The 15005-nt window shown below is 63.5% G+C and carries 14 protein-coding genes; 6 read left to right on the forward strand and 8 right to left on the reverse strand.

What is annotated here, in order from left to right; genetic code table 11:
- Positions 1–10: 10 nt before the first annotated feature.
- From AC1RL5_RS12490 to AC1RL5_RS12500, 3 genes are all read right to left on the reverse strand, one after another.
- On the reverse strand, positions 11–2044 hold the full coding sequence (locus AC1RL5_RS12490; protein ID WP_169892551.1) for an ABC transporter permease subunit: 2034 nt from the start codon (positions 2042–2044) through the stop codon (positions 11–13).
- 488 nt (positions 2045–2532) lie between these two features.
- Positions 2533–3516 (reverse strand): phosphate ABC transporter substrate-binding protein PstS, encoded by a 984-nt coding sequence (locus AC1RL5_RS12495; protein WP_011064285.1) that lies wholly within the window; start codon positions 3514–3516, stop codon positions 2533–2535.
- 237 nt (positions 3517–3753) lie between these two features.
- On the reverse strand, positions 3754–5052 hold the full coding sequence (locus tag AC1RL5_RS12500; RefSeq protein WP_019094638.1) for an MFS transporter: 1299 nt from the start codon (positions 5050–5052) through the stop codon (positions 3754–3756).
- A gap of 394 nt (positions 5053–5446) precedes the next feature.
- On the opposite strand from AC1RL5_RS12500, the gene AC1RL5_RS12505 reads away from it, so the two are divergent.
- Both AC1RL5_RS12505 and AC1RL5_RS12510 read left to right on the forward strand, forming a co-directional pair.
- Complete coding sequence (locus tag AC1RL5_RS12505) at positions 5447–5851, forward strand: acyl-CoA thioesterase (protein WP_003229628.1); 405 nt, start codon at positions 5447–5449, stop codon at positions 5849–5851.
- A gap of 58 nt (positions 5852–5909) precedes the next feature.
- Entirely contained in the window at positions 5910–6809 is a 900-nt protein-coding gene (locus tag AC1RL5_RS12510) for a D-hexose-6-phosphate mutarotase (RefSeq protein WP_015637503.1), read from the forward strand.
- Positions 6810–6913: 104 nt separating this feature from the next.
- Here the strand turns inward: AC1RL5_RS12510 and AC1RL5_RS12515 are convergent, their stop codons facing one another.
- The 5 genes from AC1RL5_RS12515 to AC1RL5_RS12535 form a co-directional block, all read right to left on the reverse strand.
- The gene (locus AC1RL5_RS12515; protein ID WP_011064288.1) at positions 6914–7450 is read right to left on the reverse strand and encodes a DUF3299 domain-containing protein; all 537 of its coding nucleotides are present in this window, start codon (positions 7448–7450) and stop codon (positions 6914–6916) included.
- Between the two features lie 137 nt (positions 7451–7587).
- Entirely contained in the window at positions 7588–7833 is a 246-nt protein-coding gene (locus AC1RL5_RS12520) for a GlsB/YeaQ/YmgE family stress response membrane protein (protein WP_011064289.1), read from the reverse strand.
- A 107-nt stretch (positions 7834–7940) separates the two neighbouring features.
- Positions 7941–9023 carry a 5-(carboxyamino)imidazole ribonucleotide synthase gene (locus tag AC1RL5_RS12525; protein WP_065365019.1) on the reverse strand — a complete coding sequence of 361 codons (1083 nt, stop codon included), beginning with the start codon at positions 9021–9023 and terminating at the stop codon, positions 7941–7943.
- An 11-nt stretch (positions 9024–9034) separates the two neighbouring features.
- Positions 9035–9526 carry a 5-(carboxyamino)imidazole ribonucleotide mutase gene (gene purE / locus AC1RL5_RS12530; RefSeq protein ID WP_011064291.1) on the reverse strand — a complete coding sequence of 164 codons (492 nt, stop codon included), beginning with the start codon at positions 9524–9526 and terminating at the stop codon, positions 9035–9037.
- A 416-nt stretch (positions 9527–9942) separates the two neighbouring features.
- Positions 9943–10857: a LysR substrate-binding domain-containing protein gene (locus AC1RL5_RS12535; protein WP_011064292.1), complete on the reverse strand. Its 915-nt coding sequence runs from the start codon at positions 10855–10857 to the stop codon at positions 9943–9945.
- A gap of 181 nt (positions 10858–11038) precedes the next feature.
- On the opposite strand from AC1RL5_RS12535, the gene aspA reads away from it, so the two are divergent.
- From aspA to AC1RL5_RS12555, 4 genes are all read left to right on the forward strand, one after another.
- Complete coding sequence (gene aspA, locus AC1RL5_RS12540) at positions 11039–12463, forward strand: aspartate ammonia-lyase (RefSeq protein WP_047290036.1); 1425 nt, start codon at positions 11039–11041, stop codon at positions 12461–12463.
- Positions 12464–12937: 474 nt separating this feature from the next.
- Positions 12938–13294, forward strand: coding sequence for a DUF6124 family protein (locus tag AC1RL5_RS12545; protein WP_492589314.1), 357 nt, complete (start codon positions 12938–12940; stop codon positions 13292–13294).
- Positions 13295–13495: 201 nt separating this feature from the next.
- Positions 13496–14221 (forward strand): hypothetical protein, encoded by a 726-nt coding sequence (locus AC1RL5_RS12550; RefSeq protein ID WP_492589313.1) that lies wholly within the window; start codon positions 13496–13498, stop codon positions 14219–14221.
- Between the two features lie 93 nt (positions 14222–14314).
- Entirely contained in the window at positions 14315–14962 is a 648-nt protein-coding gene (locus AC1RL5_RS12555) for a hypothetical protein (protein WP_093405612.1), read from the forward strand.
- Positions 14963–15005 lie beyond the last annotated feature (43 nt).

Genomic DNA, 15005 nt, shown 5'->3' on the forward strand with positions numbered 1-15005 from the left:
TCTACCTTTCTTAAAGCGACGAGTATTTCTTGCGCAGACGCTGACGGATCAGCTCGGCGAGGGTGTTCATGACGAAGGTGAACAGCAGCAGCACCAGCGCCGAGAGGAACAGCACGCGGTAGTGGCTGCCGCCGACTTCCGATTCGGGCATTTCCACCGCGACGTTGGCGGCCAGGGTGCGCAGGCCTTCGAACAGGTTCATTTCCATGACCGGGGTGTTGCCGGTGGCCATCAGTACGATCATGGTCTCGCCCACGGCGCGGCCCATGCCGATCATCAGCGCCGAGAAGATCCCCGGGCTGGCGGTGAGGATCACCACCCGCGTCATGGTCTGCCACGGCGTGGCGCCCAGGGCCAGGGAGCCCAGGGTCAGGCCCCGCGGCACGCTGAACACGGCGTCTTCGGCGATCGAGTAGATGTTCGGGATCACCGCAAAGCCCATGGCCAGGCCCACTACCAGGGCGTTGCGCTGGTCGTAGGTGATCCCCAGGTCGTGGGAGATCCACATGCGCATGTCGCCGCCGAAGAACCAGTTCTCCATGAACGGGCTCATGTACAGCGAGAGGAAGCCGACGAAAATGATCACCGGGATCAGGATCGCGCTTTCCCAGCCGTCCGGCACTTTAAGGCGCAACGACTCGGGCAAACGACTCCAGGCGAAACCCGCCACCAGGATGCCGATCGGCAGCAGGAGCAGCAGGCTGAAGATGCCCGGCAAGTGGCCTTCGACATAGGGCGCGAGGAACAGGCCGGCGAAGAAGCCGAGGATCACCGTCGGCATCGCTTCCATCAGCTCGATCACCGGCTTGACCTTGCGGCGCATGCCCGGGGCCATGAAGTAGGCGGTGTAGATCGCCGCCGCCACCGCCAATGGCGCCGCCAGCAGCATGGCGTAGAACGCCGCCTTCAGGGTACCGAAGGTCAGGGGCGAGAGGCTCAGCTTGGGTTCGAAATCGGTGTTGGCCGCGGTGGATTGCCAGACGTATTTAGGCTCGTCGTAGTTCTCGTACCAGACCTTGCTCCACAGCGCGCTCCAGGACACTTCCGGGTGCGGGTTGTCGAGCACCAGGGGCTGCAGCTTGCCGCCGGCCTCGACGATTACCCGGTTGGCCCGTGGCGACAGGCCGAACAGGCCCTGGCCGTCTACCACCTGGTCCACCAGCAGGGTGCGGTGGGCGGTGCTGTGGAACACCCCGAGCTTGCCGGCGGCGTCCAGGGCAACGAAGCCCTTGCGACGCTCTTCGGCGGTGATTTCAACAATGGGCGCAGTGCCCATCTGGAAGGTGCGGATCTGCTTCAGGCGCAGCTCGCCGTCCGGGTCGCGGGCCATGAACCACTGGGCCAGGCCGCCCTTGGAGGTCCCGATGATCAGCGAGATGCCGCCCACCAGCTGGGTGCTGGCGGTGACTTCGGTATCGGCGTCTTCCAGCAGTTTGTAGCGACCGTTGAGGCTCTTGTCCCGCAGGCTGAAGACGTCGGCCTGGGCGCGCCCGTTGATCACGTACAGCCACTGCTGGCGCGGGTCGATGTACATGGCCTTGACCGGCTCGGTCATCTGCGGCAGCTCGATGCGGCTCTGCTCGCTGGTGACCTCGCCGGTCATCATGTTTTCTTCGCGGGTCAGCTTCAGCACTTGCAACTGCGAAGCGGTAGAACCGGCAACGATCAGCGACGAATCGGTGGCATTGAGGTTGACGTGCTCCAGCGCACCGCCCTGCTCGTTCAGGGTGATGGGGGTTTCGCCGTAGGGGTACTCGATGGCCGGCGAGATGGTCTTCTTGCCGTCCGGGTAGCTGACCTTGTAGGTATGACGGAACACCAGGGCCTGGCCGTTGGACAGGCCGACCACCACCAGCGGGTTGCCGGGCTGGTCCTTGCCGATGGAGGTGACGCTGGCGCCCGCCGGGATCGGCAGGTCGACCTTGCGCAGCTCGGCGCCACTGTCGATGTCGAAGAACAGCGCCTGGCCCTTGTCGGAGACACGCATGCCAACCTGGTTCTGCTCTTCCAGGGAGAACATCAGCGGCTTGCCGGCGTCCTGCATCCAGGCGGGAGTCAGAGGGTCCTTGGCGGTCAGTTCGGCACCCTGGAACAGCGGCGCGACGACATAGGCGAGGAAGAAGAAGATCAGGGTGATAGCACCCAGTACCGCGAGGCCGCCGACAAGGACGTACCAGCGGGTCAGGCGGTCTTTGAGCGCGCGGATGCGGCGCTTGCGTTGCAGTTCAGGCGTATTGAAGTCAATGCGCTTGGGGGGAGAAGTCGTAGTCATGGTGGAGTTGGCCAGATCATTCATGCGCACACCCTAGCGATCCTGTATGACAGAAAGATGACAATGCAGTGACGCAACAAATCCGCCGCATGGCAGGGCCGGCAGCGGACAGAAAATGAGGTTGCAGGAGCCGGCAGGCCGACGAACCAGCCTTGAGCCTGGGTCGCCATTTCGGGCGCTTTGCCTGGCAAGCGGAACGCCGCCCGGCCAGCTCCTACGAAAACGAGAAGGTCCGGGGAGCCCGGACCTTCGGAGGCGGCTTATGCGCCTTCTTTCAGGCCCAGGTCAGCCAGTGCCTTGGCGGCCACCTTGGCTGGCAGTGGGATGTAGCCGTCTTTGACGACCACTTCCTGGCCTTGTTTGGACAGGACCAGTTTCACGAACTCGGCTTCCAGCGGGGCCAGAGGCTTGTTCGGGGCCTTGTTGACGTAGACGTAGAGGAAGCGCGACAGCGGGTACTTGCCGTTCAGGGCGTTTTCTTCGGTGTCTTCGATGAAGTCGGTGCTGCCTTTCTTGGCCAGGGCCACGGTCTTCACGCTGGCGGTCTTGTAGCCGATGCCCGAGTAGCCGATGCCGTTCAGCGAGGAGCTGATGGATTGCACTACCGACGCCGAACCAGGCTGTTCGTTGACGTTAGGCTTGTAGTCGCCTTTGCACAGGGCTTCTTCCTTGAAGTAGCCGTAGGTGCCGGATACCGAGTTGCGACCGAACAGCTGAACCGGCTTGTTGGCCAGGTCGCCCTTCACGCCCAGGTCGCCCCAGGTCTTCACTTCTTCCTTGGCGCCGCACAGACGAGTCGAGGAGAAGATCGCGTCGACCTGTTCCATGGTCAGGTGCTGGATCGGGTTGTCCTTGTGCACGAACACCGCCAGGGCGTCCACGGCCACCGGGATAGCGGTTGGCTTGTAGCCGTACTTCTGCTCGAAGGCCGCCAGTTCGGTGTCCTTCATCTTGCGGCTCATAGGGCCCAGGTTGGAGGTGCCTTCGGTCAGCGCGGGTGGCGCGGTGGCGGAGCCGGCGGCCTGAATCTGAATGTTGACGTTCGGGTATTCCTTTTTGTAGTTCTCGGCCCACAGGGTCATCAGGTTCGCCAAGGTATCGGAACCGACGCTGGACAGGTTGCCCGACACACCAGTGGTCTTGGTGTAGCTCGGGATAGCAGGGTCAACAGCGGCAACCGCGTGGGCAGTCGCAACGCCAGCGGCGACAAAGGTCATTGCCGCCATCAAACGCTTCAGTTTCATGCCTTACTCCTAGCAGATAGGGTGTGTTAAGTCGGGGCCAAGTATCTGTAGGCCGTGTGAACACTCTATGTCCGGAATATGACAATTAGATGAAAGGCCAGCATTCCTGAACGCAAGCGGGCCTTTCTTTGTTCGACGATAAAAACCTCTGTAGCCGCTGCCGCAGGCTGCGATCGACCCGCAGGGTCGCGGCGCCCTTCAGCGCACAGCAGGGCCTGAGCGGCTACAGGGTGGTGGTCAGCGGCCCTTGGCCCACAGGTACAACCCCACCAGCAAGCCGATGCCGCAAATAATTGCAACATAATAGGCCGGGCCCATGGGGCTTTCCTTGAGCAGCCAGGTCACCACCATCGGCGTCAGGCCACCGAAGATCGCGTACGCCAGGTTGTAGGAAAACGACAGGCCGCTGAAGCGCACCACCGCCGGGAACGCCTTGACCATCACATAAGGCACCGCGCCGATGGTGCCGACGAACAGGCCGGTCAGGGCATACAGCGGGAACAGCCACTGCGGGTTGTCCAGCAGGCCGTGATAGAAGGTCCAGGAAGTGACCAGCAACAAGGCGCTGCCGAACACGAACACCTTGCCCGCACCGAATCGGTCCGCCAGGGCACCCGAGGCCACGCAGCCCAGGCTCAGGAAGATAATGGCCAGGCTGTTGGCCTCCAGGGCGGTGATGGCCGGGAATTTATAGACGGTCTGCAGCACGGTGGGGGTCATCAGGATCACCACGATGATCCCGGCGGACAGCAGCCAGGTCAGCAGCATGGAAATCACGATCGCCCCGCGGTGATCACGCAGCACCGTGCGCAGCGGCAGTTCTTCGGCCAGAGCCTTGCGCAGTTGCAGTTCGGCGAACACCGGGGTTTCGTGGAGCAGGCGGCGCAGGTACACCGAGAACAGGCCGAACACCCCACCCAGCAGGAACGGGATCCGCCAGGCGTAATCCGCCACTTCCACCGGGGTATAGATGCTGTTGATCGCAGTGGCCACCAGCGACCCCAGGAGAATCCCGGCAGTCAGGCCCGAGGTCAGGGTGCCGCAGGCATAGCCGATATGCCGCTGGGGCACGTGTTCGGAAACGAACACCCAGGCCCCGGGCACTTCACCACCGATGGCCGCCCCCTGGATCACCCGCATCAGCAACAGCAGGATCGGCGCCCACATGCCGATCTGCGCGTAGGTCGGCAACAGGCCCATGATCAGGGTCGGCACCGCCATCATGAAGATGCTCAGGGTGAACATCTTCTTGCGCCCCAGCAGGTCGCCAAAGTGGGCCATGACGATCCCGCCCAGGGGCCGCGCCAGGTAACCGGCCGCGAAGATCCCGAAGGTCTGCATCAGGCGCAGCCACTCGGGCATGTCCGCCGGGAAGAACAGCTTGCCGACCACGGTGGCAAAGAACACGAAGATGATGAAGTCGTAGAACTCCAGCGCCCCGCCCAAGGCAGACAGGGACAATGTCTTGTAGTCACTACGGGTCAGCGGACGGGCGGGTTGCGCAGGCTGCGCGGCGCTCGAGGGCACAGTGGTCATGGCAAGGGCTTCTCTTATTAGTCGGTTCTGGAAGCCGCAACAGCGCTGGTTGGGGCCTGGCAGGTTCGGCACGATAGCAAATTGTTCGAATGCGTACACAGCGGCGCACAAATGACTCACAAATTTGCGAACTGGACGGGTCGTCGCGGAGTCTATCGACCGATATACTCGCAGACCTCGAAGCGCAAAGCCGCTTCTGGCAAGGGTTGCTGTGCGAAAACGCTGCTGCGCGCCCCTGGCCCTGGCCAGCGCCAGTCGATTTCGCAGAGTTTCCCTTTAGCACGCCTTAGAAAGAACGTGACGAACGTAGTATGTTCGGGCTGAATCGTTTTTCCTGAAGACGGCTATTCACCTGAAGTACCCATGAAGCGTCACGGGTCAGAGGCCCCCCGGCATGATAGAACTCGAACAAGAAGATCCAATCCCGCAAGGCGACCTGGCCTTGCAAATCACCGCACTGCCCCGTGAAACCAACGGCTTTGGCGATATTTTCGGCGGCTGGCTGGTCGCGCAGATGGACCTGGCGGGCACCGCCATGGCCAGCCGCGTGGCCGGCGGCCGGGTGGCCACGGTGGCCATCGACCGCATGGCGTTCCTGGTGCCGGTGGCGGTGGGCGCGCAGCTGTCCTTCTACACCCAGACCCTGGAGATCGGCCGCAGCTCGATCCAGATGATGGTGGAAGTGTGGAGCGACGACCCGCTGTCCAGCGAATGGCGCAAGGTCACCGAGGCGGTGTTCGTATTCGTCGCCATCGATGGCAGTGGCCGCACCCGCTCGGTTCCGCCGCGCGCGCGCTAAACCTGATGACCGTTCTGCGGTCCATAGCAGCCCACACCTTGCGAACGAGAACAGCAGCATGCCTACGCCCCAGGTCGAAACGGTAAAACTGGATGAACTGAACTGCTGGCGCATCCGCCACGGTGACGCCGAACTGCTGGTGGCCCAGCAGGGCGCGCACATCCTCAGTTATCAAGTGGCCGGGCAACAGCCGCTGATCTGGCTCAACGACGAGGCCGTGTTCAAGCGCGGCAAGAGCATCCGCGCCGGGGTGCCGGTGTGCTGGCCCTGGTTCGGCAACTTTGCCCGCAACCCGCAGGCGGTGCAGGCCATGCGCCAAGGCACTGACCCGGCGCCGGCCCACGGCCTGGTGCGGGCCACCGACTGGGAGCTGCTGGGCATCGAAAGCCAGGGCGACAGCCTGCTGGTGGAGCTGCGCCTGCCCTGCCCCGCGGGTGGTTTTCCCGGCTGGCCCCATCAAGTGGAACCGCGCCTGAGCATCCGCCTCGACCAGCAACTGCACATCAGCCTCAGCAGCCACAACCTGGGCACTGAAAGCGTGAGCATCAGCCAGGCGCTGCACAGCTACTTCGCGGTCAGCGATGTGCGCCAGGTGCAGGTCGAAGGCGTGGACGGGCTGAGCTACATCGAAACCCTGGAAGACTGGAAGACCAAGGTCCAGAGCGGCAGCCTGCACTTTACCGGCGAGACCGACCGCATCTACCTGAACGCCCCGGCGCAGCTGGAGATCGTCGATCCGGACTGGCAACGACGGATCCGCCTGCGCAGCGAAGGCTCGCGCACCGCGGTGATCTGGAACCCCTGGATCGACCGCGCCGCCCAATTCAGCGACATGGCCGACGACGGCTGGCAGCGCATGCTGTGCATCGAGACCGCCAACGTGATGGACGACATCGTCACCCTGGCCCCGGGCGCCAGCCACACCCTGAGCGTCAGCATCAGCGCCGCCCCGCTCTGACTCCACCTGCCCCGTAGGAGCTGGCTTGCCAGCGAAAAGGCCCTCAAGACCGCATTCGCCGGCAAGCCGGCTCCTACCGTTCAGCGGCGTTCAAATGCGCCGCTTCAGAGATCCGACTCCTTGACCACCCGCACCTTCGCCGCATCCAGGGCGTAGGCGGCATCGGCCAGGTCGTTGCTGACCTTTTCGATCTTCAGGGTGCCGGTCACCCACAGCGGCGTGTAGATGTCGTCCAGCTTCAAGCCCTTGGGAAAGCGCACCAGCACCAGCTGGTTGGGCGGCGGTGGCGGCACGTGGATGCAGGCGCCCGGGTACGGCACCAGGAAGAACAGCGTGCTGCGCCCCTTGGCATCGGCTTCCAGCGGCACCGGATAACCGCCGATGCGGATCTGCTTGTCATTCATGGCCGGCACGGTCTTGGTGGAATACATCACCGCCGGCAACCCCTTGCTCTGCTTCAGGCCGCCCTTTTCGGTGAAGGTGCCATTGGCTTCCGGGGAGTTGTGGTCGATTTCCGGCATCTGCTCCAGGGCCTTCTGGTCCGACTTGGGCATCAGCTCCAGCCAATCGGTTTCCGGCAGTTCGCCAGCCTGGGCCAGGCCGCAGCCCAGCAGAACAAAGGTCAATAGAAGACGGCGCATGTGAGGGTGGCTCGGTCAAAAGGGAAGGACGGGAAAACCCGGGCATTCTAGTACCCAGACCGTCAGATGCGTTGAAGTTTCAGATGAAGAAAAAGGCTCCCCTCCGCGCGGACGGCAGAGGGGGCTTGTAGCGTGGTTCAGCTCTTCTTGACGAAGCCGTAGATCACCAGCAGGACGATCGCGCCCACCAGTGCACCGATGAAACCGGCGCCCTGGCCAGCCTGGTAGATACCCAGCGCCTGGCCGCCATAAGTGGCCGCCAGCGAACCGCCGATACCCAGCAGGATGGTCATGATCCAGCCCATGCTGTCGTCTCCCGGTTTGAGGAAGCGCGCCAGCAGACCAACGATCAAGCCGATGAAAATGGTTCCAATAATGCCCATGGCTGTTCCTCTGTAAGGGGGGTTCAAGCCAAAGCCTAGCCAGCACTTTGGCATCCTGCTATCAGAGAACGGCGGGAAACGAAGGTTCCCGCCAGCCGGAGGATTTGTTACTCGGCGATCAGCGCTTGCACCTTGAGGATCTGCGCTTGCAGGGTCGCCTGATCGGCGCAGCGCAGGTTGGCGTGGCCGACCTTGCGCCCGACCTTGAAGGCCTTGCCGTAGTGATGCAGGTGGCAGTCGTCGATGGCGATGACCTTGTCCACCGGCGGCACTTCACCGATGAAGTTGATCATGGCGCTTTCACCGACCTTGGCCGTGGAGCCCAGGGGCAGGCCGGCTACCGCCCGCAGGTGGTTTTCGAACTGGCTGCACTCGGCGCCTTCGGTGGTCCAGTGCCCGGAGTTGTGCACCCGCGGAGCGATCTCGTTGGCCTTGAGGCCGCCGTCCACTTCGAAGAACTCGAAAGCCATTACGCCCACGTAATCCAACTGCTTGAGCACGCGGCTGGAGTAGTCCTCGGCCAGGGCCTGCAACGGGTGGTCGCTACTGGCCACCGACAGGCGCAGGATGCCGCTGTCGTGGGTGTTGTGCACCAGCGGGTAGAAACGGGTTTCACCGTCACGGGCGCGCACGGCAATCAGCGAGACTTCACCGGTGAAGGGCACGAAGCCTTCCAGCAGGCAAGGTACGCTGCCCAGTTCGGCGAAGGTGCCTGCGACGTCGGCGGCGCTGCGCAGGACCTTCTGGCCCTTGCCGTCGTAACCCAGGGTGCGGGTCTTGAGCACGGCTGGCAGGCCGATGCGCGCCACGGCGGCGTCGAGATCCGCCTGGGACTGGATGTCGGCGAACTCCGGAGTAGGAATCCCCAGGTCCTTGAACATGCTCTTCTCGAACCAGCGATCGCGGGCGATGCGCAGTGCTTCGGCGCTCGGGTAGACCGGCACGAACTGCGAGAGGAAGGCCACGGTTTCCGCCGGCACGCTCTCGAATTCGAAGGTCACCAGGTCCACTTCATCGGCCAGCTGGCGCAGGTGGTCCTGGTCGCCGTAGTCGGCCCGCAGGTGTTCGCCCAGAGGGGCGGCACAGGCGTCCGGCGCCGGGTCGAGGAAAGCGAAGTTCATTCCCAGCGGAGTCCCCGCCAGGGCCAACATGCGGCCCAACTGGCCGCCACCGATTACACCGATCTTCATCGTCAACAACCTCAGGCGACGCGCGGGTCTGGATTGTCCAGGACGCTGTCTGTCTGTTCAGCACGGAATTTTTTCAGCACCGCATGGAACTGCGGGTGCTTGGCGCCCAGGATGCTCGCCGAGAGCAGCGCCGCGTTGATCGCGCCGGCCTTGCCGATGGCCAGGGTGGCCACGGGGATGCCGGCCGGCATCTGCACGATGGACAGCAGCGAATCCACGCCCGAGAGCATCGACGACTGCACCGGCACGCCCAGCACCGGCAGGTGGGTCTTGGCCGCGCACATGCCCGGCAGGTGCGCCGCGCCGCCGGCACCGGCGATGATCACCTCGATGCCTCGCGCCTCAGCCTCATCGGCGTACTGGAACAGCAGGTCCGGGGTGCGGTGTGCGGAAACCACCTTCACCTCGTAAGGGATGCCGAGCTTTTCCAGCATATCGGCGGTGTGGCTAAGGGTGGACCAATCGGACTTGGAGCCCATGATCACGCCAACCAGTGCACTCATCGTCGTGCCTCTTCTCTCTGGGCGCCCGCAGGCGCGTCAAAAACAACAAGCCACGCGAAATGCGTGGCTTAAATTGTACGAATTATGGCCAGGCGAACCGGCCGAAGGCCGCGCAGTATACCGAAAAAGGCGCGTTAAACGCACTTTCGCCGACCATCTGCAAAACAAAGTATTTCCGGCGCAAAACCCCGGTTTTATTGACTCCAAGGTCAATCCCGCCCCCCCTCGCAGGCGCTGGCTTGCCAGTGAACAGGCCCACCCTGCGATCACCGCCCTCCCGGCCGACGCCTTCGCCGGCAAGCCGGCTCCTACAAAAAAACCTGCGCCTATCTCCCGTAGGAGCTGGCTTGCCAGCGAAGAGGCCCGCCCTGCGATCACCACCCTCCCGACCGACGCCTTCGCCGGCAAGCCGGCTCCTACGTGGCCGCAGCTTGCGCGGCAGCGCCTTCCAGCTTGCGCCAGAGCAAGCGTACGTTGGCCTTGCGCACCAGGGCGCAGCGGTACAGGCGAATCTCCAGCGGCACATGCCATTGCGCCCCGCCGCAGACCACCAGCTCGCCCCGGGCCAGCTCGGCGCGCACGCTCAGTTGCGGCACCCAGGCAATGCCCAGGCCTTCCAGGGCCATGCTCTTGAGGCTGTCGGCCATGGCGGTTTCATAGACGGTGGTGAAACGCAGGTTGCGCTGGCGCAGCAGCAGGTTCACCGAACGCCCGAGGAAAGCCCCGGCGCTGTACGCCAGCAACGGCACGCTGGCCTCGCCTTCCAGGTCGAACAGCGGCTTGCCCTGGGCATCGGCGGCGCACACTGGGAGCATCTCGGTGTGCCCCAGGTGCAGCGAGGGGAAGATTTCCGAGTCCATCTGCAAGGCCGCGTCCGGGTCATAGAAGGCCAGCATCAGGTCGCAACCGCCTTCGCGCAGGGCGTGCACCGCATCACCGACGTTGGTGGCCACCAGCCGCGTGGCGATGTTCAGCCCTTCGTTGCGCAGTTGGGCGATCCAGCGCGGGAAGAAACCCAACGCCAGGGAGTGGGCAGCCGCCACCTGCATCACCTCGCCCTGCCCGCCTTCCAGGTGGTGCAGGTGACGCACCACCTCGCCGAGCTGTTCGACCACGGTGCGCGCGGTCACCAGGAACAACTGCCCCGCTGCCGTCAGCTCCACCGGCGTGCGCGAGCGGTTGACCAGGGTCAGGCCCAGGGCCGCTTCCAGGCTGCGGATCCGCCGGCTGAAGGCCGGCTGGGTCACGAAACGTCGCTCGGCAGCCTGGGAAAAGCTGCGGGTGGCGGCCAGGGCACTGAAGTCCTCGAGCCATTTGCTTTCCAGATTCATCACGTCCTCCCGGACACGCACCATTTTAGGTCACACGCTCGCCGGCAACCCGGCGTCACACCGGCATTATGCCGAATATGCATAGCCCAGTGTTTAACAGCATTGGCCCAAAAAATCCCTTCGGCCTAGGATTCGCAGCGTTCCCGGCACAGACCGGGTCCCTACCGAGATGATCTCCGTCATGTCCTCCGCTGCATCTTTCCGCACAGAAAAAGACCTGCTTGGCGTACTCGAAGTACCGGCTCAAGCGTATTACGGCATCCAGACCCTGCGAGCGGTGAACAACTTCCGTCTCTCCGGCGTTCCGATTTCGCACTACCCAAAACTGGTCGTGGCCCTGGCAATGGTCAAGCAGGCAGCTGCTGACGCCAACCGCGAACTGGGTCATCTGAGCGAAGCCAAGCATGCAGCCATCAGCGAGGCCTGTGCCCGCCTGATCCGCGGCGACTTCCACGAAGAGTTCGTGGTGGACATGATTCAAGGCGGCGCTGGCACTTCGACCAACATGAATGCCAACGAAGTCATCGCCAACATCGCGCTGGAGGCCATGGGCCACAGCAAGGGCGAATACCAGTACCTGCACCCGAACAACGACGTGAACATGGCGCAGTCCACCAACGACGCCTACCCGACCGCGATCCGCCTGGGTCTGCTGCTGGGCCACGACGCGCTGCTGGCCAGCCTCGACAGCCTGATCCAGTCGTTCGCCGCCAAGGGTGAAGAATTCAGCCACGTCCTGAAGATGGGCCGTACCCAGCTGCAAGACGCCGTGCCGATGACCCTCGGCCAGGAATTCCACGCCTTCGCCACCACCCTGGGTGAAGACCTGGCTCGCCTGAAGACCCTGGCGCCGGAAGTGCTGACCGAAGTCAACCTGGGCGGCACCGCCATCGGCACCGGCATCAACGCCGACCCGCGCTACCAGCACCTGGCCGTACAACGCCTGGCCACCATCAGCGGCCAGCCGCTGGTACCGGCTGCCGACCTGATCGAAGCCACCTCCGACATGGGCGCCTTCGTGCTGTTCTCCGGCATGCTCAAGCGCACCGCGGTCAAGCTGTCGAAGATCTGCAACGACCTGCGCCTGCTGTCCAGCGGCCCACGCACCGGCATCAACGAAATCAACCTGCCAGCGCGTCAGCCCGGCAGCTCGATCATGCCTGGCAAGGTCAACCCGGTCATCCCGGAAGCGGTCAACCAAGTGGCGTTCCAGATCATCGGCAACGACCTGGCTCTGACCATCGCGGCCGAAGGCGGCCAGCTGCAACTGAACGTGATGGAACCGCTGATCGCCTTCAAGATCTTCGACTCGATCCGCCTGCTGCAACGCGCCATGGACATGCTGCGCGAGCACTGCATCACCGGCATCACCGCCAACGAAACCCGTTGCCGCGAACTGGTGGAGCACTCCATCGGCCTGGTCACCGCGCTGAACCCGTACATCGGCTATGAAAACGCCACCCGTATCGCCCGCATCGCCCTCGAAAGCGGCCGCGGCGTACTGGAACTGGTGCGCGAAGAAGGCCTGCTGGACGACGCCATGCTCGACGACATCCTGCGTCCGGAAAACATGATTGCCCCGCGCCTGGTTCCGCTGAAAGCCTAACCGCCGCGACCCCGAAACATGCAACACCGCTCACCAGGTTGAGGGACTAGACACCTCTCACCTTTTGAGGGCTTGGAGCTTCGTCTCCAGGCCCTTTTTTTTGCCTGGAGAAAAGCAGAGCTTGTAAGGGGATGCCGCCCGGCATCGAAGCGGATTCGCTTTGTTTTGTAGGGCAAATCCGAGAGAATCCCCAACGCCTTTGAGCGCCTTGTACCCCTTCGAACGATCAGGCAGTCTCCCGGTGCCGCTGCCAAATCAGCGGCCCGGATGTGGAAGTTCGGACCTGAGTAAGCATGAGCGCTCATGAGCATGGCTCGACGCATTGTCGTCGGCATCGCTTTATGGCGGTTGTGCGCGGGACACCTTCGGGTGTGCTGGGTTACTCAGTCCCGGTCTTCCACACCCTCGCACAACTGCCACCCCTCATGTGGAAGTGAGCTCGGCAGTCCGTTAACTACTGAGTGAGTGACCGTCATGAAAAAGCTCGTCCCCGATCCCCCCTTGTCCACCGATCATCCGCGCCGCGACCCGGAGCTGGACCGCGCCAACGCCAACCTGCTGGCCGCCTTGCACGGCACCCGTCATCGCCCGTTCGGCCTGCGCGATGGCCGGGGCCACCCGCTGTTCGCCGTAGAGCCCCAGGTGAATGCCGAAGACGCCCTGATGCACGTCTCCTTACTGCTCAAATGCGCCGAAGAGGTGTCCGATGAAATCACCGAACGGGCCAGCGGCATCGAACGCGGGCTGATCTGGTCCATGGTGCATTCCGTGGAAATGGCCCGCGCCGTGGTGGACGCCCTGCTCGACGGCGCCCGCCCAGCCCCCGCCTAAACACCGCCCCGTAGGAGCTGGCTTGCCAGCGAAGAGGCCTGCCCTGCCTTCACCGAAATCCGGCCGACGCCTTCGCCGGCAAGCCGGCTCCTACAGGTCTTGCGAGCGTTATGGTCCCTTGTTTTAAACCAGCACAATCCATCGCCCGCAGTGGATAATCGCCTCTCTCAAACATCCGCCATCCCCGAGGCACCGCAGTCGATGGACCCGACGCACACCCAAGCTCTGCAACAGCTACGCAAGCTGATCCCCATCGGCCTGCGCCATGCCCAGGCCCTGCTCGCCCGCTGCGCCAATAATCCGCAGCAAGCCGCCGAGTTCTACAAAGCCGAGCTGTTGCAGGTGCTGGTAGACAAATCCGGCCTGCCCCCCGAGCAAGCACGAGAACACTTGCTCAACGCCGGTTACGACCTGAACTGCGCCCTGCACGCTATAGAAGAAGCGCGCTTCACCCTGACCCAGCGCATCCTGCGCAAGCATCACCGGGACAAGGGCCAGGCCCTGGACCTGATCGCTCAGGCCATCGAAACCGCCGAGCAACTGCCGCGTCAGTACTGGCTGGATTTCCAGCGACTGGAACAACTGCCCCCGGCGCTGCGCTGCTTCATGGTGCTCCACGAGTGGCTGGCCTTCGAGGACTGGGAGGGTTTCGACAGCGCCCTGCACTTTCACCTGCCCCAGGCCATCGCTCAGTTCAGGTACCTGCAACTGGACGCCCTGGCGCACACCCTGGAACAGGCCGATCAGCGCCAGCAACAGGTGCGGGCCGCCCAAGCTGCAAGCGACAGCGCCACCGAGCTGGCGGCTCGGGTCAATCAGGACCCGCTCTTCAACCGTTGCCAGGACAGTTATCGCCAACATCGAGCCCAGCTCGACGAGCGTCTGTTGGAGTGGGTGGAACAGCATCTGCCAGCATTTCCCGCCTGAGCGGCTCTGTCGCCGCTCATGCCACTCCTCGTCACACCCCAGAAGCCGGTAGACTGCCGCCCTCACCGAACACGGACCTCGGATTCAGCCCCCATGGAATTGCACTACCGCATCACCCCCGCCCACACCGAAGCCTGGATTGCCGAACCGCTGAAGCAGGAATTGCTCAAGGATGATCAGCAGCATGTCCGGGCCATGAGCACATTTGCCCGGTGGCAAAGCCGCTTTATCGGTCCCGTGATGTTCACCCTGTGTCTGATCGGCGGCTGCCTGTCGATCTATTTCCCCGAGCGGACCTTCACCCCGGAGAAGGTCATCGCCATGGTGGCGTTCGCCTTGATCTTCATCCCCCTGTGGTGGCGCTTTTCCGGGCGCTGGATCAAGCACCTGCAAGCCCGTATTGCCGCCACCCCGATCAAACCCCAAGCGCCGTTGCGCGGGTTGAGTCAGCGCCTGATCGAAACCCGGTTGCGAGCCGTCGAAGGCACCTATTGCCTGAACTTCGACGGCCAGGGCTTCACCCTGCTCAACACCCGCGGAGGTCAGAGCAGCCTGGCCTGGAAGCAGATCGCAAGCGTGCAGGAAATTCCCGACTTCTACCTCGTGGCGGACGCCGATATGGAGCGTCAAGGCGTGGCCTGCTTCATCGCCAAACACACTGACCTGATGCCCACCGAGGCCTACCAGCAGGGGCTGCAAGCCTTCCTGAGCCAATGCCCGGCGGCACTGCCAGCGCACTAACCGCCTCTCTCAACGCCAGCCCCGACGCCCACACACACGGAAT

It is taken from the genome of Pseudomonas sp. GW822-FHT06D10, assembly GCF_058799535.1.